The sequence below is a fragment of the Pedococcus sp. P2_D9 genome (assembly GCF_056404275.1).
In genome coordinates this window covers 270102-290071 of record NZ_JBFUEI010000001.1, presented here as the reverse complement: position 1 = coordinate 290071, position 19970 = coordinate 270102, and the positions used below count along the sequence as shown (strand labels likewise).

The window sequence follows — 19970 nt, the reverse complement described above, 5'->3', positions numbered from 1 at the left end:
GCAAGGTGAACCTAACCCTCGCTCAGCCCAGCAGGCCACGCTCTCGCGCGACGGCCACTGCCTCGCCCCGGCCGGCCACCCCGAGCTTGGCGATGATGTTGGACACGTGCACGCTGGCGGTCTTGGCGCTGATGAACAGCTGGGTGCCGATCTGCCGGTTGCTGCGGCCGAGGGCGACCAGCGCGAGGATCTCGGCCTCACGGCTCGTCAGGGCCTCACCGAGCCGTGAGGCCGCCTTCGGCGTGGTCCGGACTCCCCCACCGAGCCGGATCTCGGCCCGGAGCGGTTCGGCTCCGAGCCGCTGGGCCACCTCGAGCGCGGCCTTGAGCTCGTCCGAGCCGCGCGGGTCGCCGGTCGACTTCAGGATGGTGCCGAGGCGGGCCCGTGAGCGCGCTGCCTCGTAGGGATGCCCGTAGGCGTCGAAGGTGTCCACCGCGTCCTGCCAGGCCTCGACGAGGGGCGCGGGGTCGACCTCGGCTCCCCCCAGCCACTCCAGCCGCAGGGCCTCGGCCCGGGCGCGCGCCCTCCAGGCGGTGGACTCGGGTCCGTCGTTGCCGGGCCGCGTCGTCGCGCGGTCCCAGACCTGCGATGCGGACTCGGCCAGCTCGGCGCCCCGTGACAACAGGGCTGCGCGATCCGAGGTCGGCACCCGCTGGATGTGGCTGCCCAGCTGGCCGAGCAGCAGGGCGTCCAGCCGCAGCTGGCCCTGGAACAGGGGGTACCAGACACGGTTCAGCACGTCGACCACCTCGTCGTGCACCCTGATGGCAGAGGCGAGGTCGTCGGCGTGACCGTAGAGGTCGATGGCGGCGCTGCCCGACAGCAGAGGGACCAGGCCCTCCTGTTCCCACCACGGCCGGGACGCCTCGTACCCCGCCACGGCAGAGAAGTCCCCCTGAGCCGCGGCGACGTACATCCGCGCCCCCATGAGCATCGACCGGGCGGGCTCGGGCGGAACCTCGCTCGAGACGTCGAGGATCTCGAGGGCCTCCGACCACCGGCCCCGTTCGTAGGCGGCGATCCCGGCCAGCAACCGGCCGTCGAAGGCATAGGGGGCCCAGGGTCGCCCCGCACCCCGAGCGCGCTCGACCCCACGCCGGTAGACGTCGACCGCCTCGTCGAGGCGTCCCGCGCGGTGGTGCAGCCAGCCGAGGTGGTGGTAGGCCCGGACCTCGGCAGGGTCGCCGGGAGTCCTGGAGGTCGCGATGATCCGCTCGAGGGTCGCCCGGGAGGTCTCGGGATCGCCGGCGCGTTCGAGGATGCGCGCCTCCACGACCCGCACCTCGTCGGCCACGTCGTGCAACCCGGACGCCTCGGCGGCAGCGACTGCCTCGTCGACGGCGGCGATCGCCTCGCCGTCACGCCCACGGTCGGCGAGGGCCTGCACCTTGGCCGCGAGCAGCCGGGCCCGGATCTGGGGGTGTTCCTCGTCGACACCGTCGAGCAGGCCGAGGCCCTCTTTGGTCGCCGCCAGCGTGTCGAGCGTGCTCTCGGTGATCCGCGCCGTCGTCGCCAGGGCGGCCAACAGCTCGGCACGCCCGGCCGGGTCGGCTCGCGGGCCCCGGCGGGCCAGTCGCTCCTCGAGCAGCTCGAGCGCCTTGAGGACGCGCCCGACCGCGGTGGCGGCCGCGGCCGCTCGCAACGTCACCGCGTCACAGTCGGGGTCGCTCTCGGGCATCAGCGCGAGGGCGTTCTTGAAGTGGCGGAAGGCCTCCTCCGGCCCGGCCATGCGCAAGGCGGAGTCGCCCGCCTGCACGCTGGCCTCGCGCGCCTGCTCGCGCTGGCCCGCAGCGGTGGCATGCCGGGCCAGCTCTGCCCAGGTGCCGAGCGAGCGGTCCTGCGCCAGCGCCGCGGCATACCTCTCGTGGGCACGGACCCGCTCGCCGGGCAACAGGTCGTCATAGACCGTCTCGCCCAAGAGGGCGTGGCGGAAGGCGTAGCCGCCGGTGTCCGTGGGGACCAGGACGTGGTGCTCGACCGCGTCTCGCAGGCCCGCGTCGAGGTCGGCCTCGCCGAGACCGGCGACGGCCGCCAGCAGTCGGTGCGACACGTGGCGTCCGGCGGCCGAAGCCACCCGGACCACGTGCTGCCCCGAGGTCTCGAGCTGGTCGAAGCGCACGAGCAGCAGTCGGGACAGGTCCTCGGCCAGGCCGGACCCCCCGAGCGCCGTCGCGGCCACCAGCTCCTCGGTGAAGAACGCGTTGCCCTCGGCCCGCTCGACCACCTGACGCACCTGGTCCTCGGGCAGCGGCTGGGACTGCAGCCCTCGGACCAGCTGTCGGACGGCGTCGTCGCCGAGCGGGGCGAGGTCGAGCCGCTCGACCTCGGCCAGCCGGGACCAGTGGGCGAGCGTGGTCCGCAACGGGTGGCGCCGGTGCAGGTCGTCGCTGCGGTATGACGCCACGATGCTCACCCGACGAGCGAAACCCCTCGTGAACAGCAGCGTCAACAGGTCGCGGGAGGACTGGTCGGCCCAGTGGACGTCCTCCACCACGAGCAGGATCGGCGCGTCGGAAGCCAGGTCGTCGAGAGCGGCGTGGACCGCCTCGACGAGGTCGCCGCGGTCGAGCGCCGCATCCGCGGCCTCGTCGGGGTTGGGCTCGGTGCGGCGGGCGGGGACCAACCGGGAGAGCCCCGGGTGAGCCTTCAGGACGCGGTCGAGAACGTCCGGCGAGGTGCTGTCGAGTCGCCCGAGGACCTCGATGAACGGCAGGTAGGGCAGCGACTGGCCGGCCTCACCCAGACAGTGCCCGACCAGCACCGTCCAGTCCTGGGCCCTGGCGCGCGCCGCGACCTCGGCGAGGATGCGGGTCTTGCCGATCCCGGCATCACCGGACAGCAGCACCAGGCCCGTGCCTGACGGACCGTCGATGCCGAGGAGCGTGGCGAGCCCTGTCGCCTCGTCGTCACGTCCGACGAACAACCCGGCAGCCGAACGCTCGAAACCCACGACACCGATTATGTCGGAGGGCTCCGACAGGGTGTCGTGGGTTTCGGCGTGGTGGGCTTCGGCTGGGTGACGGTCGCCGCGGTGGGTGTCGACGTCGAGCGTGGTCGCCATCGGGCGGCCGCCGTCAGGCGACCCGAGCCGAGCCGGTGCGGGCGGCGCCCTGACCGTGACGGTGCGAGTGCACGACCCGGCCGAGGGCGGTGCGGATGGCGTGGCCGTGGTGCCGTGCGGGGACGGCGCTGGCCAGCCCGGTCGACAGCCTCTCGGTGCGCCAGGCAACCTCGGCGGCGACGAACAGCGGGTCTGCGTTGATGCTCATGCTGTGCTCCTTCTGGTGGTGGTGTGTCCTCAAACCTGACCGTCTGAGGCAGGCGTTCACATGGGGCGGGTGCCTTATCTGTGGCCGCACCTGCCTCAGGGGGCCTCAGACCGGGCGCGGGGTGTGGCGGACCGACTGCCCCAGCGGCCGCGGCAGGTGCCAGTCGCGGCGCCTGCGCGTTGGCCGGGGCTGGCGGCGGGCGAGGTTGGCGCCGGACAGGCTCTCCTGCTTCCACTGCTGCTCGGCGAGGACGATGTACGGGTGGGCGGTGAGACTCATGGCCGTGCTCCTTCGTGCCTTGGTATTCCTCGTGGTTGATGCCTCCACAGTTCGCCTCTGAGGCACCCCTCCACATGGGGAAGTCGCCCATCCCTCGATCGACACGCGACTGTTCTGAGGTGCCCGGCCCCCCTCAGGGGTGCTGCGTCCCGGACCTAGACTCAGGGCGTGCCACCCGCTGTCCTCGTCTCCGGTCTCGCCAAGCGCTACGGCAGCGTGGTCGCCCTGGACGGCGCCTCGTGGCAGGCCGAGCGCGGTGCGGTGACGGCAGTGCTGGGGCCCAACGGCGCCGGCAAGACCACGATGGTGGAGTGCTGCGAGGGGCTGCGCCGGCCGGACGCGGGTCAGGTCCGCGTGCTGGGCACCGACCCGTGGAACGCCGGCCCCGCCCACCGTGCACGAGTCGGCGTGATGCTCCAGGACGGCGGGCTGCCCGCATCCGCCCGTCCACTGCGGCTGCTGCGCCACCTCTCGTCGATGTATGCCGCGCCCGCGCCCCTCGACCCCCTCGTCCAGCGCCTCGGGATCGACGAGTTCGCCGGCACCTCGGTGCGTCGGCTGTCCGGGGGTCAGCGGCAACGCGTGGCGCTGGCGGCAGCCCTGGTCGGTCGTCCCGAGGTGGCGTTCCTCGACGAGCCCAGTGCCGGCCTGGACCCGCACGCACGCCTCGACGTGTGGGAGCTCGTGCGGTCCCTGGCCGACGGGGGCGCGGCAGTCGTGCTCACCACGCACTCCTTCGAGGAGGCCGAGCGGCTGGCCGACCACATCGTCGTCGTCGCCGCCGGTGCCGTCGTCGCCCAGGGGTCGCTCGACGCCGTCACCGGCGGGGACCGGCTCGAGGACCGCTACTTCGCCCTGACGGGGAGGTCGGTCGCATGACCGCCGCCTCCGCCCCCACCGCGCAGGCTGCGCCGGCGGCGCCCGCTGCCCGGGTCCTGGCCCAGGCCCGGTTCGAGGCGGTGACGCTGCTGCGCAACGGAGAGCAGCTGCTCGTGGCCGTCCTCCTCCCGGCGGCCGTACTCGTGGCCCTCGTCCACGCGCAGTCCATCTCGCTCGGGGACGGGCGCCGGGTCGACCTGGCCGTTCCGGGTGTCCTCGCGCTGTGCGTGATCTCCTCGGCCTTCACCGGCCAGGCCATCGCGACCGGCTTCGACCGCCGCTACGGCGTGCTGAGACTGCTCGGCGTCACTCCGCTCGGCCGCACGGGGCTGGTGCTCGCCAAGGCCGCCGCGGTGCTCTGCGTGGTCGCTGTGCAGGTGGTCGTCATCGGAGCGCTGGGGCTGGCGCTCGGCTGGGAGCCGACGCTGCGCGGCATACCCGCGGCACTCCTCTCCCTAGTGCTGGGAACGTGGGCCTTCGTGGCTCTGGCCCTGCTCCTGGGGGGCACGCTGCGCGCCGAAGGCGTGCTGGCCGTCGCCAACCTGCTGTGGGTCGCCCTGCTCGCCCTCGGTGGGGTCGTCATCGCCGGCACCGAGCTCCCGGACAGGTTCGCGAGCGCCGTTGCCCTGCTGCCGTCGGCCGCGCTCGGTGACAGCCTGCGCGCCGCGCTGGTCGAGGGTCGGATGCTGCCGGGCGCCTGGCTCGTGATGACGCTCTGGGCGCTCGCGGCGACGGTGCTGGCACGCCGGTTCTTCCGCTGGAGCGACTGACTGGTGGCGCCGGCCCTGGTCCAGCACACCACCGTCACCAGGGCCAGCAGACCCACGAGCCACCACGGTCGCGCCGTCGCCACCGCCACCACCAGGAGCGTCGCGTACCCCGCCGCGACCCCCGCCCGCCACGTGTTGGTCTCCATGCGTCCAGTCAGCCAGCCCACCGCGGCCAGCACCATGAGGGGACTCCCCCAACCGCGTCAGGGTCCGCCCTGAGCCGTACCCTCGTTGCGTGACCGCAGCACCAGCCTCGACCTCCACCATGGCCGCACCGGTGGCCTCCGCCGGACGGGTGTGGCTGCCCAGGATCCTGCTCGCCAACCTGGTCGTCGAGGTGCTCATCGTCGTCACCGGCGGCCTCGTCCGGCTCACCGGCAGTGGGCTCGGCTGCCCCACGTGGCCGCAGTGCGTGCCCGGCTCCTACACCCCCGTCCCCCACCAGGCGGAGGGGTGGCACCGCTACATCGAGTTCGGCAACCGCACACTCACCAGCGTGGTCAGCATCGCGGCCCTTGCGACCGTGTATGCCGTGTGGCGCTGGGCCGCGCGCCGTCGCGACCTGCTCGTCCCCGCCCTCGGCGTGCTCGCCGGGGTGGGCGTCCAGGCGGTGCTCGGCGGGATCACGGTGCGCACCGGCCTCAACCCGTTCACCGTCTCGGCCCACTTCCTGGTGTCGATGTGCCTCGTCGCCACCTCGGCCTACCTCGTCTTCCGCGCACCGGAGCCGGCCGGGCCACGGCCGCTGGTCGTGCACCCCCTCGTCCAACGGCTGGGCTGGGCCACCTGTGCGGTGGCTGCGGTCGTGCTGATCCTCGGCACCGTCGTCACCGGCTCGGGTCCGCACTCGGGCGACGCCGACGAGCCGGCCCGGTTCGGCCTCGACCCGCGCACCATCTCCTGGCTGCATGCCGATGCCGTGATGCTGTTCGTCGGACTGGTGATCGCGATGTGGATCGCGAGCCGGCTGGGCGACGGGCCCGCGGCTCCCGGCCGCGCCTGGGCCGTGGTGCTCGTCGTGACCCTCGCCCAGGGTGTGGTCGGCTACACGCAGTACCTCACCGGACTGCCGTGGGTCGTCGTCCTGGTGCACATGTTCCTGGCCACCGTGCTGGTGGTGACGCTGACCCGCGCCATGGTGCGACTCCGCGCGCACTGACCCCTACCCAGGACGAGCCCCGAAGAGCACACTCGGGCCATGAGACCTCAAGCGGACGTGCTCCGTGGCCACGCAGGGCAGCTCGTGGCGATCATGCTGCTCCTGGCCACCCTTGCGATGTGGTGGTCGGTGCGCGGCTCTGGTGAGGACTGCGCCGTTTACGGCGCCTCACCCCAGGCGGCCAGCCTCTCCACCGTGGGCCAGACGCCGATCGGCTGCGTGCGCTAGACCATTCCACAAGGACTCTTGTGCAACCTTCGTTGTGCAAATAGTCTTGTGCACATGCCCGCCAAACAACGCCCAGGAGTCAGGACCGTCACCGAGGCCAAGGCCCTCGCGGCGATGGCCAACCCGTTCCGCTCGCGGATGATGGACGCGCTCAAGGTCGACGGCCCGTCAACCGCCTCCGCCCTCGCCGCCCGCACCGGGCAGGCCGTCGGCAGTGCCAGCCACCACCTCAAGGTGCTGCACGAGGCCGGCCTGGTCGAGGAGGCACCCGAGCTCGCCAAGGACCGCCGCGAACGCTGGTGGCGCCTGGTCGACCCCGGCACGCGCTGGTCGCGCGCCGACTTCGCCGACGACACCGCAGCAGTCACGGCCGCCTACGCCGCCGAGGCGCTGGCCCTCCAGCGCCAGTTCGACCGCACCCGTGAGTGGAACGCCAACGCCGCGTCCGTCCCCGAGTGGGACGCCGTCTCCTTCGCCACCCAGAACTGGATGAAGGTCTCCCCCGACGAGCTGCAGCAGGTGGCCGACGAGATGGTCGACGTGCTGATGCGGTGGTCGCAGCGCGAGGTGCCTGACGACGGCGTCGAGCGCGAGTCGGTGTTCGTCTTCGCCCGAGGGTTCCCGGCCCAGCCATGACGACCCACACCACACCGGTTGCCCCGCCTCCCCCACTGGCCCGCAACCGGAACTTCAGCCTGCTCTGGTTCGGCGAGGGCGTCAGCGTCCTCGGCAACGCCACCACCTCGGTCCTGCTCCCGCTCCTGGCCGTCGTCGGCTTCGACGCCGGCCCCGGCTGGATGGGTGCGCTGACGGCGGCGGCCTGGGTGCCGTGGCTGCTCATCGGGCTCCCCGCCGGCGCTTGGGTGGACCGGCTGCCGGCCCGCCGCGTCATGGTCGTGAGCGACCTCGTCGCGGCCCTGACGCTGGCCAGCGTTCCGGTCGCCTGGCTCCTCGACGTCCTCACGCTCCCCCATCTCGCGGTCGCGGCCTTCTGCAACGGCGTGTGCACCGTCTACTTCCGCGCCGCCTACCCGGCGTTGGTGCGGCAGGTCGCCCGGCGCGAACAGCAGGAGGCTGCGTTCGCACGGTTGTTCGGCACCGAGTCGGCCATGCAGGTCGCCGGCCCCGGGGTGGGCGGTCTCCTCGCCCAGGCGATCTCCACGGCCGGGGGCATCCTCGTCGACGCGGTCAGCTTCCTCGTGTCGGCGGTGTGCCTCTGGCGGCTGAAGCTGCCCGCCGCCGAGCCCCACCTGGCGGAGGACGTCGAGGTGGCATCGCTGGCCCGACGCATCCGCGAGGGCATCGACTACATCCGCCACGACCGGATCATGCGCTTCTTCATGGTGATGCGCGGCATGAGCAACTTCGGCCTCACCGGCTACGCGGCGCTCCTCGTCCTGTTCCTGGTCCGGGAGGTCGACCTCGGCTCGGGGGCGGTCGGCCTGGTGATGGCCGTGGGCTCGCTGGGCGGCGTCATCGGGGCGGCCGTCGCGACCCGCGTCTCGCACCGGCTCGGCTCGGCGCGGGCCCTGCTCGCCCTGCAGGTGCTGGCCGGGCCACCCGCCCTGCTGGTGCCGCTCGGCGCTCCGGGCGCCGGTCTGGTCGCCCTGGTCGCGGGAATGCTCCTCGTGGGCGTCGGCGTGGTCGCGGGCAACGTGATCCGCGGTGCCTGGCGCAACCGCTACGTGCCCGAGCACATGGTGGCCAGACAGGTCACGACCATGCAGGTCATCAACTACGGCACCATGCCGCTGGCCGGCATCGCGGCCGGCGCCCTGGGCAGCACCTTGGGGCTGCGCCCGACCATCGCGGTGATGGCGGCCATCCACGTGGTGGCCTGCCTGTCGATGTGGTGGAGCCCGCTGCGCGGACTGCGCGAGATGCCCGGCCCTGTGGCCGAGGTCAGGGATCCGGCCGTCAGCGTCAGCGAGAGATGACCGGCAGGTAGAGCAACGGGTCGACGGCAACACCGAGGAACAGGATGCCCACGTAGGTGATCGAGAAGTGGAACAGCCGCATCGGCTTGAGCGCCTGGGGGTCCGCACCGGTCCTGGCGACGCGCAGCAGGCGGTGCGCCTCGAGCAGGAACAGCAACCCGGTGACCAGTGCCGTGCCGAGGTAGATCCAGCCCATCGGGTTCACCCACACCAGGGCGAGCGACACGGCCACCATCGCCCAGGAGTAGGCCACGATCTGGCGGGCCACGACGACGAACTTCTCGACCACCGGCAGCATCGGCACGTGGGCCGCGGCGTAGTCGTCCTTGAACTTCATCGACAGCGGCCAGTAATGCGGAGGCGTCCAGAAGAAAATGACCAGGAACAGCATCACGGCCGACCACGACACCGAGTTCGCCACTGCCGACCAGCCGATGAGGACGGGCATGCAGCCGGCCGCGCCGCCCCAGACGATGTTCTGCGCGGTGCGGCGCTTGAGGATCATCGTGTAGCCCACGGCATACATGACGATGGCGCCGAGCGAGAGGGCCGCCGAGAGCCAGTTGACGACCACGGCGAACCACACGGTCGAGACGACGGTGAGGACCACCCCGAACACCAGCCCCTCACGCGGGCTGATCTCGCCGGTCACCATCGGACGGTTGCTCGTGCGGTGCATCTCCGCGTCGATGTCGCGGTCGTAGACACAGTTGAACGTATTGGCGGCGCCGGCACTGAGCGCACCACCGACGAGGGTGGCCACGATAAGCCAGAGCGAGGGAATTCCCTTGTGCGCCAAGAACATCACCGGCACCGTCGTCACCAGCAGCAGCTCGATGATGCGGGGCTTGGTGAGCGCGAGGTATGCCGCTGCCTTGCGTCTGCGACCCGGGGCCGAAGACGCGGAGATCCGGGCAGACGGATCGAGTGCGGTCACGGCGTCCTTCGTGGGTGGTGCAGGGGCGGCTGGCCGGGTCAGTCTATCCCCGGCCCGGCGATGTCCTGTGGACGGGACTGGATGCGACGCGGATCACCTCCGGGACTAGTCTCGGATCGTCGTCGTGCGCCGCCTGTGCAGCTCAGTGTGAGGAGAACCATTCGTGCCTACCACCACTCGTTCCGCCAAGTCCCAGCCCGCCCGGAAACGCAGCAGCTCACTGCGTCCGCCGGTCGCGCGCAAGGCCGGCTGGACCGACCTGGACGTCCGTGCCGTCGACACCGTCAGGGTGCTTGCCGCGGACGCCGTCCAGAAGGTCGGCAACGGCCACCCGGGCACGGCGATGAGCCTGGCCCCCGCGGCATACCTGCTCTACCAGAACGTGATGCGCCACGACCCGTCCGATCCGCACTGGCTCGGCCGCGACCGGTTCGTGCTGTCCTGTGGCCACTCGAGCCTCACTCAGTACATCCAGCTCTACCTGTCCGGCTACGGCCTCGAGCTCGACGACCTCAAGGCGCTGCGCACCTGGGGTTCGCTGACGCCCGGCCACCCGGAGGTGCACCACACCAAGGGGGTCGAGATCACCACTGGCCCGCTGGGTTCCGGCCTCGCCTCGGCCGTCGGCATGGCGATGGCACAGCGTCGCCAGCGCGGCCTGTTCGACCCGGACGCAAAGCCCGGGACCAGCCCGTTCGACCACCACATCTGGGTGATGGCGTCCGACGGCGACATCATGGAGGGCGTCAGCCACGAGGCGTCAGCGCTGGCCGGCCACCAGGAGCTCGGCAACCTCACCGTCATCTACGACCAGAACACCATCTCCATCGAGGACAAGACCGAGATCTCCTTCTCCGAGGACGTCGGCAAGCGCTACGAGGCCTACGGCTGGAACGTCGTCACGATCGACTGGCGTGGTGACGGCACCAGCGGTGGTTACGTCGAGAACGTCGACCAGCTGCTCGCCACCCTGGAGAAGAGCCGCACGTCCAGGAAGCCCACGTTCGTGGTGCTCCGCACCATCATCGCCTGGCCCGCACCGACCAAGCAGGACACCGGCAAGTCGCACGGCTCGGCCCTCGGCGACCCCGAGATCGCCGCCACCAAGGAGCTGCTCGGCTTCGACCCGGCCAAGACCTTCGAGGTCCCTCGCCCGCTGATCTCCCACACCCGCAAGGTCGGGGCGCGTGGCAAGGCCGCCCACAAGGCGTGGGACAAGGGGTATGCCGCGTGGCGCAAGGCCCAGCCCGAGCGGGCGGCCCTGCTCGACCGGCTTGTCGCGGGTGACCTGCCCGACGGGTTCGAGAAGGCCGTGCCGACCTTCGCGGCAGACCCCAAGGGCATCGCGACGCGAGCCGCCTCGGGCAAGGTCCTCGGCGCCCTGGCCGACGCGGTCCCCGAGCTCTGGGGTGGGTCGGCGGACCTCGCCGAGTCCAACAACACCACGATGGACGGGCAGCCCTCGTTCATCCCCAAGTCGAAGCAGACCCGCGAGTGGTCCGGCGGTCCCTACGGACGGACCTTGCACTTCGGCATCCGCGAGTTCGGGATGGGGCTGATCCTCAACGGCATCGCCCTCGAGGGCCTGACCCGCCCCTATGGCGGCACCTTCCTCGTCTTCTCCGACTACATGCGCCCCGCCGTGCGGCTCGCCGCGATCCAGCAGGCGCCAGTGACCTTCGTCTGGACCCACGACTCCATCGGGCTCGGCGAGGACGGTCCGACCCACCAGCCGATCGAGCACCTTGCGGCGCTGCGCGCCATCCCGTCCTTCGACGTGGTGCGGCCGGCGGACGCCAACGAGACGGCCGCCGCCTGGGTCGCCGTCCTCAAGAACAAGCGGCCGGCCGGTTTGGCGCTCAGTCGCCAGAACCTGCCGATCGTCGACCGCACGGTGGCCGGCAAGGTCAGTGGGGTGGCCAAGGGCGCCTACATCCTCTTCGAGTCGAGCAAGGCCACCCCCGACGTCATCCTCGTCGCGACCGGCTCCGAGGTGCAGCTGGCTGTCTCCGCTCGCGAGACGCTGGAGGAGTCGGGTGTCGCGACTCGCGTCGTCTCGATGCCCTGCCGTGAGTGGTTCGACGAGCAGACCCCGGCCTACCGCGAGAAGGTCCTGCCCGCAGCCGTCAAGGCCCGGGTCTCCGTCGAGGCGGGCGTGCCGCAGGGCTGGCGCGACATCGTCGGCGACGCCGGCGAGATCATCGGGATCGACCACTTCGGCGCCTCCGCAGATGCGGCGACCCTCTTTCGCGAGTTCGGTTTCACTCCTGCCGCTGTCGTGGCGGCGGCCAAGAAGTCCCTCAAGACCGTCAAGGGAAAGTGAACAGAAATGACTGACAACGCAGCACTCAAGGCCCTTGCCGACAACGGCGTCTCCGTCTGGCTCGACGACCTGTCCCGCGAGCGCCTCGAGACCGGCAACCTCCAGGAGCTCATCGACACCAAGGGCGTCGTGGGGGTCACCACGAACCCCTCGATCTTCCAGGCCGCGCTGGCCAAGGGAGACCGCTACGACGCCGACCTGCGCACGTACGCCGCCCAGGGCAAGACGGTCGACGAGACGGTGTTCGGCCTGACGACCGAGGACGTCCGCAACGCCTGCGACATCCTGCGTCCGCTGTACGACTCGACCAACGGCGTCGACGGCCGCGTGTCGATCGAGGTCGACCCGCGGCTGGCCCACGAGACCGCCAAGACGGTGGACCAGGCCAAGGAGCTCTACGCCGCCGTCGACCGCCCGAACGTCCTCATCAAGATACCGGCCACCGTCGAGGGGCTGCCGGCCATCTCCCAGACCCTGGCCGAGGGCATCAGCGTCAACGTGACCCTGATCTTCTCGCTCGACCGCTACCGCGGGGTGATGAACGCCTTCCTCACCGGGCTCGAGCAGGCTCGTGAGGGCGGCAAGGACCTGTCGCAGATCCACTCGGTCGCGTCCTTCTTCGTGTCGAGGGTGGACACCGAGGTGGACAAGCGGCTCGACGCCATCGGTACCGACGAGGCCAAGGCCCTCAAGGGCAAGGCCGCCGTGGCCAACGCCCGCCTGGCCTACCAGGCCTTCGAGGAGGTCTTCGCGACCCCGCGCTGGAAGAACCTCGCCGACGACGGCGCCAACGCCCAGCGCCCCCTGTGGGCCTCGACCGGCGTGAAGGACCCGGCCTACTCCGACACCCTCTACGTCACCGAGCTGGTGGCCCCCAACACCGTCAACACGATGCCCGAGAAGACCCTGGACGCGGTCATCGACCACGGCGAGGTCACCGGTGACACCGTCACCGGCACCTACCAGGACGCTGGTGGGGTGCTGGACGCCTTGGAGGGCCTCGGGATCTCCTACGCCGACGTGACCGCCCAGCTCGAGCGCGAGGGCGTCGACAAGTTCGAGGTCTCCTGGGGCGAGCTGCTGGACGAGGCACAGTCCGACCTCGACCTCGCTCGTGCCGACGTGGAGCAGTCTGGCAAGGGCGACCAGTGAGCTCACTCGGCGTGGTGGCATCAGGCGCCGCTGCCGATGCCATCGCCACCAAGGTGGCCGACCTCGTCGGGGTCCAGTTCGCGAGCAAGCTCTTCGCCCAGGACGCGACTCTCTGGGGGCCGGAAGCCGAGTCCGAGTCGGCGATCCGCCTGTCCTGGGTCAACCTGCCCCGGTCGTCCCGGCCTCTGCTCGGGGAGATCGCGGCGTTGCGCGAGCAGCTCCGCGGTGAGGGCGTGGACCGGGTGGTCCTGTGTGGCATGGGTGGTTCGTCCCTTGCCCCTGAGGTGATCTGTGCGACGGCGGGCGTCGACCTCGTCGTCCTCGACTCCTCCCAGCCCGACATGGTGCGGGCCGCGATCACCGACCTGGAACGGACTGTCGTTGTCGTCTCCAGCAAGTCGGGATCGACCGTGGAGACGGACTCGCAGCGCCGCGTGTTCCAGGCGGCGTTCGCGGAGAAGGGCATCGACCCGACCACGAGGATCGTCATCGTGACGGACCCGGGCAGCCCGCTCGACGAGGAGTCGCGCGCCAGCGGCTACCGGGTCATCAACGCCGACCCCAACGTCGGCGGTCGCTACTCGGCGCTGACGGCCTTCGGCCTGGTTCCCTCCGGCCTCGCCGGAGCTGACATCGAGGCGTTGCTCGACGATGCCGAAGCCGTGGCCGACGTGCTCAGCGCCGACGACGACGCCAACCCCGGCCTGCGCCTGGCCGCCGCCATGGCGGGCACCGATCCCCTGCGCGACAAGTTCGTCATCGTCGACGACGGGTCGGGCATCGTGGGCTTCGCCGACTGGGCCGAGCAGCTCATCGCCGAGAGCACCGGCAAACAGGGCACCGGCATCCTGCCCGTCGTCGTCGGTGGCGACTCCGACCCCGAGGTGGCCTGGCCGGCGCGTGATGTCACCGTCGCCCGGCTGGTCGGTGACTCCGACGACGATCTCACCCTTGGAGCAGATCCCCAGGGCGAGGCCGACGCCAGCCGCTCCGAGGTCGCCGTCAGCGGCCCGCTCGGAGCCCAGCTCCTCCTGTGGGAGGTGGCGACCGCCGCCGCCGGACGGTTGCTCGGCATCAACCCGTTCGACCAGCCCGATGTGGAGAGCGCCAAGAAGGCGGCCCGTGCGCTGCTGGACCAGGGCATCGGCAGCGCCGAGGCTCGCGCCGCCACCGACCGAGCAGTGGAGATCCGCTCCCTCGGCGGCGAATGGCTCGGCGGCGCCAGGACCGTCCCCGAGGCCCTCACCGCACTGTTCGACCAGCTCGACCCCGAGCACGGCTACGTCGCGGTGATGGCCTACCTCGACCGGCTCACGGACGCGGCCCTCGCCGACGTGCGCCCCGGCCTGGCACGGCATACCGGACGTCCCACGACGTTCGGGTGGGGTCCCCGTTTCCTGCACTCGACCGGTCAGTTCCACAAGGGTGGGCCGGCGACGGGCGTCTACCTCCAGATCACGACCGCGCCGCACGAGGACCTGGCGATCCCCGGACGCGAGTTCAGCCTGGGTGACTTCATCGCCTCCCAGGCCGCCGGCGACGCCCAGGTCCTCGCCGAGCACGGTCGTCCGGTGCTGCAGCTGCACCTGACCGAGCACGACGCCGGCTTGGCGCAGGTCACCCAGGCCCTCACGGAACTGGCTCCCTCGCTGGCCCCATCGGAAGGCACCACATGAGCCCAACGCGGGTGACGCAGGACAGCAACCCCCTGCGCGATCCTCGTGACAAGCGACTCCCCCGCATCGCCGGCCCCTGCGGCCTGGTCCTCTTCGGCGTCACCGGGGACCTCGCGCGCAAGAAGCTCATGCCGGCGATCTACGACCTGGCGAATCGTGGGCTGCTTCCTCCGGGCTTCTCGCTCGTCGGTTTCGCCCGTCGCGACTGGGCGGACCAGGACTTCGGCAAGATCGTCTACGACGCGGTCAAGCAGCACGCCCGCACACCGTTCCGCGAGAGCGTGTGGCGCAACCTGGCCGAGGGATTCCGTTTTGTGCCAGGCACTTTCGACGACCCGACGTCCTTCGACCTGCTCGCCCAGACGGTCAAGAACCTCGAGCACGAGCGTGGCACCGGTGGCAACCTCGCGTTCTACCTGTCGATCCCGCCGTCGTCCTTCTCCGTCGTGTGCGAACAGCTCGAGCGGTCCGGGCTGAGCAAGCCCGAGGCGGACGCGTGGCGTCGCGTGGTCATCGAGAAGCCCTTCGGCCACGACCTCACGAGCGCACGCGAGCTCAACGACATCGTCGAGGGTGTCTTCCCGCCTGACGCGGTGTTCCGCATCGACCACTACCTCGGCAAGGAGACCGTCCAGAACCTGCTGGCCCTGCGCTTCGCCAACCAGATGTTCGAACCGGTCTGGAACGCCAACTACGTCGACCACGTGCAGATCACCATGGCCGAGGACATCGGCATCGGTGGACGGGCCGGCTACTACGACGGCATCGGCGCGGCCCGCGACGTGATCCAGAACCACCTGCTCCAGCTCCTCGCCCTGACCGCGATGGAGGAGCCGGTCTCGTTCGCGGCGGAGCACCTCCGCTCCGAGAAGGAGAAGGTGCTCTCGGCGGTGCGGCACCCCAAGGACCTCGGCAAGTCCACCGCCCGCGGCCAGTACGCAGGCGGGTGGCAGGGCGGCGAGCAGGTCATCGGCTACCTCGACGAGGACGGTGTCGCCAAGGAGTCGCGCACCGAGACGTATGCCGCCATGAAGGTCGAGATCGACTCCCGCCGTTGGGCCGGCGTCCCGTTCTACCTGCGCACCGGCAAGCGGCTCGGCAAACGGGTCACGGAGATCGCCGTCGTCTTCAAGAAGGCGCCGCACCTGCCGTTCAACGACACCGCGACCGAGGAGCTCGGCCAGAACGCCATCGTCATCCGCGTCCAGCCCGACGAGGGCATCACGATGCGCTTCGGCGCCAAGGTGCCGGGGGCCCAGATGGAGGTGCGCGACGTGACCATGGACTTCGGCTACGGCCGTGCCTTCACCGAGTCCAGTCCGGAGGCCTATGAGCGCCTCATCCTCGACGTCCTGCTCGGGGACCCGCCGCTGTTCCCTCGGCACGAGGAGGTCGAGCTCTCCTGGGAGATCCTCGACCCGGTCGAGGCCTACTGGGCCAAGCAGCGCAGCACGGTCGAGCCCTACGTCGCCGGTGGTTGGGGTCCGGCCACGGCCGACGAGATGATGCACCGTGACGGCCGTGTCTGGAGAATGCCATGAGCACCCCACACAGTTCTCCCCCGCTGCGCTCTTCCGACACTGATCGGGGACCCCGGTGATCGTCGACCTGCCCAGCACCAGCACCGTCGCGATCAGCAAGAAGCTGGTCGCCCTGCGCCAGGACACCGGGGCGATGGCCCTGGGTCGCGTCCTCACCCTGCTGATCGTCGTCGACGAGCAGGATGCCGAGGAGGCCATCCAGGCCGCCAACGACGCCAGCCGGCAGCACCCGTGCCGGATCATCGCGGTGGTCATCGGCAACAAGCGTGGCCAGTCGCGCATCGACGCCCAGATCCGCGTGGGCGGTGACGCGGGAGCCAGCGAGGTCGTGGTGCTCCGGCTCTACGGTGCCCTGACCGACCATGGGCGCAGCGTCGTCATCCCCCTGCTGCTGCCCGACTCTCCCGTCGTGGCCTGGTGGCCCACCGATGCCCCCACGCACCTGGCGCAGGACCCGATCGGTTCGATGGCCCAGCGGCGCATCACCGATGCCGCAGAGGCCAAGCACCCGCGATCCGCGCTCCAGGCACGGGCTGGCACCTACACCCGGGGCGACACCGACCTKGCCTGGACGCGCGTGACCCTCTGGCGGGGACTGCTCGCCGCCGCGATGGACCAGCCACCGTTCGAGCCGGTGACCGAGGCAACCGTGACCGGCGGCTCGGACTCCCCGTCGACGGACCTGCTGGCCGCCTGGCTCGCCCAGACGCTGCGCTGTCCGGTCCGCCGGGCTCGCTCACGTTCGGGCACCGGCATGGTCAGCGTCCGGCTCGAGCGCCGCAGCGGCGCCATCGACCTGGTCCGACCCGACGGCGCCATCGCCACGCTGAGCCAGCCCGGGCAACCCGTCCGACGCATCTCGCTGGCCCGCCGTGCCACCGCCGAATGCCTGGCCGACGAGCTGCGCCGGCTCGACCCGGACGAGATCTACGAGGAGGCGATCCGCAGCGGGCTCGCACGGATCGGCACCAAGACGGTGACCGCCAGCGAGGCCGTCCGCGAGGGCGAGGCGCCCTCGGTCAAGGAGGCCGAGCGAGAGTCACGCAGGATCGCCCGAGCCAGTGCCAAGACAGCCAGCTCGGAGATGGTCCAGGCAGCGACCCCGGCGTCCACGTCCGACACGGCTGTCGTCAAGAAGGCAGCGGCCCGCAAGCTCGCCAAGGGCACGACTTCCGGCGCCACCACCAAGGCGAAGGCGGCCAAGGCCGTCAAGCCGGCGAAGGCCGTCAAGTCCCCGACGGGCGTCAAGTCCTCGACGGGCGTCAAGGCGGCGAAGACCGTCAAGTCCTCGACGGGCGTCAAGTCAGGCAAGGCATGAGCGCCGCAGTGCTCGTGGTCGTCCATCCCGACAAGCAGGCGGTGGCCGACGCCGGCGCCGCGCGGCTCGTCACGGCCCTGCTCGACCTGCAGGCCGCCGGACGCGCACCCCACGTGTCGCTGACGGGTGGCTCGCTCGGCTCGGCGATCATCGCCTCGATCCTCCAGGTGCCGGCCCACACGGCGGTCGACTGGTCGAGGGTCTCGGTGTGGTGGGGAGACGAGCGCTACCTGCCCGCCGGGGACRCCGACCGCAACGACACCCAGAACGATGCCGCTGGGCTGGACCGCCTCGGGCTCGACCAGGCCAAGGTCCACCGCGTCGCCGGGCCTGACGCCAGCGACTCGGTCGAGGACAGCGCGGAGCGGTACTCGGCAGCGGTGCGTGGCAGTGGTGGGGGCGAGTTCGACATCATGATCCTCGGCGTCGGTCCCGACGGCCACGTCGCATCGCTCTTTCCCGGGCATCCCGCCCAGCTGACCACCGAGGCAATCGCCGTCGCCGTGCACGACTCGCCCAAGCCACCTCCGGACCGTGTGTCGCTCACCTTCGAGTGCCTCAGCCGGTCCGACCGCGTGTGGTTCCTGGTGGCCGGCGCGGACAAGGCCGAGGCGGTGCGCAACGGAGTCGAGGGGGCTGGGCCCGAGCTGTCCAGCGCGGCGCAGGTGCGCGGCCTACGCGAGACGATCTGGCTCGTCGACGCGGACTCCGCCGCCGACCTCGACACCTGACCAGCCCATCCCCCCACTTCCGGCCACCCGTGGCTGGCGGGAGCTGCCGGACAGCCGCAGCTGGAGTCACTGCTGGCCAGGAGTGCACCACGACAACGAAGCGCCGCCCCGGATCTCCCGGGGCGGCGCTCGTGCGTGCGTGGGGCGCTACTGGATGAGCTTGCGCTCCCGCAGCGTCGCCAGGGCCTCGTCGAGGATGGCCTTGCCGTCGGCGTCGGAGCGACGCTCCTTCACGTAGGCCAGGTGCGTCTTGTAGGGCTCGACCTTCGGCGGGGCCGGCGGGTTGGCCTCGTCCTGACCCGCGGGGAACCCGCAGCGCGGGCAGTCCCAGGTCTCGGGGACGGCCAGGCCCGGCTCCTCCGCGAAGCTCGGTCGGGTCTGGTGGCCGTTGGCGCACCAGTAGGACACGAAGACGCGGGGTGCGGCCTCGCCGCGTTCGGCCTCGCCCATCGGGCCGGCGCCGACTCGGCTGCCTCGGATTGCGTTGCCACCTGCCATGTGCGAAAGGTCCTTGTCTGGTCAGGAAGAGTCTGGTCTGGGGAGAGCTGGTCTGTGAGTGCGTCAGTGACGCGCGGTCAGTGCGTGGTCGGGTCGAGCTGCCGGTCGGGAGCTCAGGCGGAGAACCGGTCGATGAGGCCGATCCCCACGATGCAGGCGAACCAGATGACACCCACGGCCACGGTGAACCGGTCGAGGTTGCGCTCGGCCACCGAGGAGGACCCCAGTGAGGTGGACATGCCGCCACCGAACATGTCGGACAGACCGCCGCCCTTGCCCTTGTGGAGCAGGACCAGCAGCGTCAGGAACAGACCACCGATGACCAGCAGTACCTGCAGGCCAATACGTACGGCTTCCACGGAGCACCCATCTCGAGTCGACGTCAGTTGGTGCTGCCGAAAAGGCAGCAAGGTTCAGGATACCTGCTGGCCGCTCAGGCAGTGGCCAGGTGGTCGCGGTAGCGGCAGATCGAGGCGAACTCGGCCGGGTCGATCGACGCGCCACCCACGAGCGCGCCGTCGACGTCCTCCTGGGACATGATCGCCGCGACGTTGTTCGCCTTCACCGATCCGCCGTACAGCACGCGCACCCCATCGGCCAGGTCGCCGGAGTACAGCTCCGCCAGCTTGGTGCGGATCGCGGCGCAGACCTCCTGTGCATCCTGCGGCGTGGCGACCTCACCGGTGCCGATGGCCCACACCGGCTCGTAGGCGATGACGATGGTCTTGGCCTGCTCGGCCGTGACATCGGCCAGGCCCGCCTCGAGCTGCATGAGGACGTGCGCGAGGTGAGTCCCCTCCTGGCGCACCTCGAGGTGCTCGCCGACGCAGAAGATGGGGGTCAGGCCGTGCCGGTAGGCCGCCTTGACCTTGGCGTTGACGACGTCCTCGGACTCCTGGTGGTACTCACGCCGCTCGCTGTGGCCGGCCAGCACGTACGTGCAGCCGAGCTTGGCGAGGAAGGCACCGGAGATCTCGCCCGTGTAGGCCCCGGAGTCGTGCTTCGACAGGTCCTGGGCCCCGAAGACCAGCTGGAGCCGGTCGCCGTCGATCAGGGTCTGAACGGACCGCAGGTCGGTGAACGGTGGCAGCACCGCGACCTCGACCGCGGCGAAGTCGTGCCGGCCGTCGCGCAGGGTCCAGTCGAGCTTCTGCACGAGGTGGGTGGCCTGCAGGTGGTCGAGGTTCATCTTCCAGTTGCCGGCCATGAGGGGCGTGCGTCCGGAGGTCTTCGCTGCCATCAGGTTGTCGTCCTAGGGGTATGCCGGTGGGCC

Annotated in this window: 19 protein-coding genes; 12 read left to right on the top strand and 7 right to left on the bottom strand. The window is 71.0% G+C overall.

What is annotated here, in order from left to right; genetic code table 11:
* Positions 1 to 22 precede the first annotated feature (22 nt).
* The 3 genes from AC1DXJ_RS01340 to AC1DXJ_RS01330 all read right to left on the bottom strand — a co-directional run bounded on the left by AC1DXJ_RS01340 (position 23) and on the right by AC1DXJ_RS01330 (position 3548).
* Positions 23 to 3061: a helix-turn-helix transcriptional regulator gene (locus tag AC1DXJ_RS01340; protein ID WP_477636192.1), complete on the bottom strand. Its 3039-nt coding sequence runs from the start codon at positions 3059 to 3061 to the stop codon at positions 23 to 25.
* A 13-nt stretch (positions 3062 to 3074) separates the two neighbouring features.
* Positions 3075 to 3269, bottom strand: coding sequence for a hypothetical protein (locus AC1DXJ_RS01335; protein WP_477612835.1), 195 nt, complete (start codon positions 3267 to 3269; stop codon positions 3075 to 3077).
* Positions 3270 to 3374: 105 nt separating this feature from the next.
* Complete coding sequence (locus AC1DXJ_RS01330) at positions 3375 to 3548, bottom strand: hypothetical protein (RefSeq protein WP_477612834.1); 174 nt, start codon at positions 3546 to 3548, stop codon at positions 3375 to 3377.
* A gap of 168 nt (positions 3549 to 3716) precedes the next feature.
* On the opposite strand from AC1DXJ_RS01330, the gene AC1DXJ_RS01325 reads away from it, so the two are divergent.
* From AC1DXJ_RS01325 to AC1DXJ_RS01300, 6 genes are all read left to right on the top strand, one after another.
* Positions 3717 to 4427, top strand: a complete 711-nt coding sequence (locus tag AC1DXJ_RS01325; RefSeq protein WP_477612833.1) for an ABC transporter ATP-binding protein — start codon at positions 3717 to 3719, stop codon at positions 4425 to 4427.
* Positions 4424 to 5197 carry an ABC transporter permease gene (locus tag AC1DXJ_RS01320; RefSeq protein ID WP_477612832.1) on the top strand — a complete coding sequence of 258 codons (774 nt, stop codon included), beginning with the start codon at positions 4424 to 4426 and terminating at the stop codon, positions 5195 to 5197. Before AC1DXJ_RS01325 ends, AC1DXJ_RS01320 begins: the two co-directional genes overlap by 4 nt.
* Positions 5198 to 5432: 235 nt before the next feature.
* On the top strand, positions 5433 to 6356 hold the full coding sequence (locus AC1DXJ_RS01315; RefSeq protein WP_477612831.1) for a COX15/CtaA family protein: 924 nt from the start codon (positions 5433 to 5435) through the stop codon (positions 6354 to 6356).
* Between the two features lie 39 nt (positions 6357 to 6395).
* Positions 6396 to 6584: a hypothetical protein gene (locus AC1DXJ_RS01310; protein WP_477612830.1), complete on the top strand. Its 189-nt coding sequence runs from the start codon at positions 6396 to 6398 to the stop codon at positions 6582 to 6584.
* Positions 6585 to 6638: 54 nt separating this feature from the next.
* On the top strand, positions 6639 to 7220 hold the full coding sequence (locus AC1DXJ_RS01305) for an ArsR/SmtB family transcription factor (RefSeq protein ID WP_477612829.1): 582 nt from the start codon (positions 6639 to 6641) through the stop codon (positions 7218 to 7220).
* On the top strand, positions 7217 to 8521 hold the full coding sequence (locus AC1DXJ_RS01300) for an MFS transporter (protein ID WP_477612828.1): 1305 nt from the start codon (positions 7217 to 7219) through the stop codon (positions 8519 to 8521). The genes AC1DXJ_RS01305 and AC1DXJ_RS01300 overlap by 4 nt, the downstream gene beginning before the upstream one ends.
* Here the strand turns inward: AC1DXJ_RS01300 and AC1DXJ_RS01295 are convergent.
* The gene (locus AC1DXJ_RS01295; RefSeq protein WP_477612827.1) at positions 8508 to 9458 is read right to left on the bottom strand and encodes a heme o synthase; all 951 of its coding nucleotides are present in this window, start codon (positions 9456 to 9458) and stop codon (positions 8508 to 8510) included. The genes AC1DXJ_RS01300 and AC1DXJ_RS01295 overlap by 14 nt on opposite strands.
* Before the next feature lie 163 nt (positions 9459 to 9621).
* On the opposite strand from AC1DXJ_RS01295, the gene tkt reads away from it, so the two are divergent.
* Genes tkt through pgl form a run of 6 tightly spaced genes read left to right on the top strand, consistent with a single transcriptional unit; the run spans position 9622 to position 18199 of the window.
* The gene (tkt, locus tag AC1DXJ_RS01290; protein WP_477612826.1) at positions 9622 to 11781 is read left to right on the top strand and encodes a transketolase; all 2160 of its coding nucleotides are present in this window, start codon (positions 9622 to 9624) and stop codon (positions 11779 to 11781) included.
* A gap of 6 nt (positions 11782 to 11787) precedes the next feature.
* Positions 11788 to 12933, top strand: a complete 1146-nt coding sequence (gene tal, locus AC1DXJ_RS01285; protein WP_477612825.1) for a transaldolase — start codon at positions 11788 to 11790, stop codon at positions 12931 to 12933.
* Entirely contained in the window at positions 12930 to 14609 is a 1680-nt protein-coding gene (locus AC1DXJ_RS01280; protein WP_477612824.1) for a glucose-6-phosphate isomerase, read from the top strand. Before tal ends, AC1DXJ_RS01280 begins: the two co-directional genes overlap by 4 nt.
* Positions 14606 to 16150 (top strand): glucose-6-phosphate dehydrogenase, encoded by a 1545-nt coding sequence (zwf, locus tag AC1DXJ_RS01275; RefSeq protein ID WP_477612823.1) that lies wholly within the window; start codon positions 14606 to 14608, stop codon positions 16148 to 16150. The genes AC1DXJ_RS01280 and zwf overlap by 4 nt, the downstream gene beginning before the upstream one ends.
* A gap of 55 nt (positions 16151 to 16205) precedes the next feature.
* Positions 16206 to 17468, top strand: coding sequence for a glucose-6-phosphate dehydrogenase assembly protein OpcA (gene opcA / locus AC1DXJ_RS01270; RefSeq protein WP_477612822.1), 1263 nt, complete (start codon positions 16206 to 16208; stop codon positions 17466 to 17468).
* Complete coding sequence (gene pgl / locus AC1DXJ_RS01265; RefSeq protein ID WP_477636191.1) at positions 17465 to 18199, top strand: 6-phosphogluconolactonase; 735 nt, start codon at positions 17465 to 17467, stop codon at positions 18197 to 18199. Before opcA ends, pgl begins: the two co-directional genes overlap by 4 nt.
* Before the next feature lie 147 nt (positions 18200 to 18346).
* Here the strand turns inward: pgl and AC1DXJ_RS01260 are convergent, their stop codons facing one another.
* The 3 genes from AC1DXJ_RS01260 to tpiA all read right to left on the bottom strand — a co-directional run bounded on the left by AC1DXJ_RS01260 (position 18347) and on the right by tpiA (position 19937).
* On the bottom strand, positions 18347 to 18697 hold the full coding sequence (locus AC1DXJ_RS01260) for an RNA polymerase-binding protein RbpA (RefSeq protein WP_091782702.1): 351 nt from the start codon (positions 18695 to 18697) through the stop codon (positions 18347 to 18349).
* A 113-nt stretch (positions 18698 to 18810) separates the two neighbouring features.
* On the bottom strand, positions 18811 to 19056 hold the full coding sequence (gene secG, locus AC1DXJ_RS01255; RefSeq protein WP_477612820.1) for a preprotein translocase subunit SecG: 246 nt from the start codon (positions 19054 to 19056) through the stop codon (positions 18811 to 18813).
* A 74-nt stretch (positions 19057 to 19130) separates the two neighbouring features.
* Positions 19131 to 19937 carry a triose-phosphate isomerase gene (gene tpiA, locus AC1DXJ_RS01250; protein WP_477612819.1) on the bottom strand — a complete coding sequence of 269 codons (807 nt, stop codon included), beginning with the start codon at positions 19935 to 19937 and terminating at the stop codon, positions 19131 to 19133.
* Between the last annotated feature and the right edge of the window lie 33 nt (positions 19938 to 19970).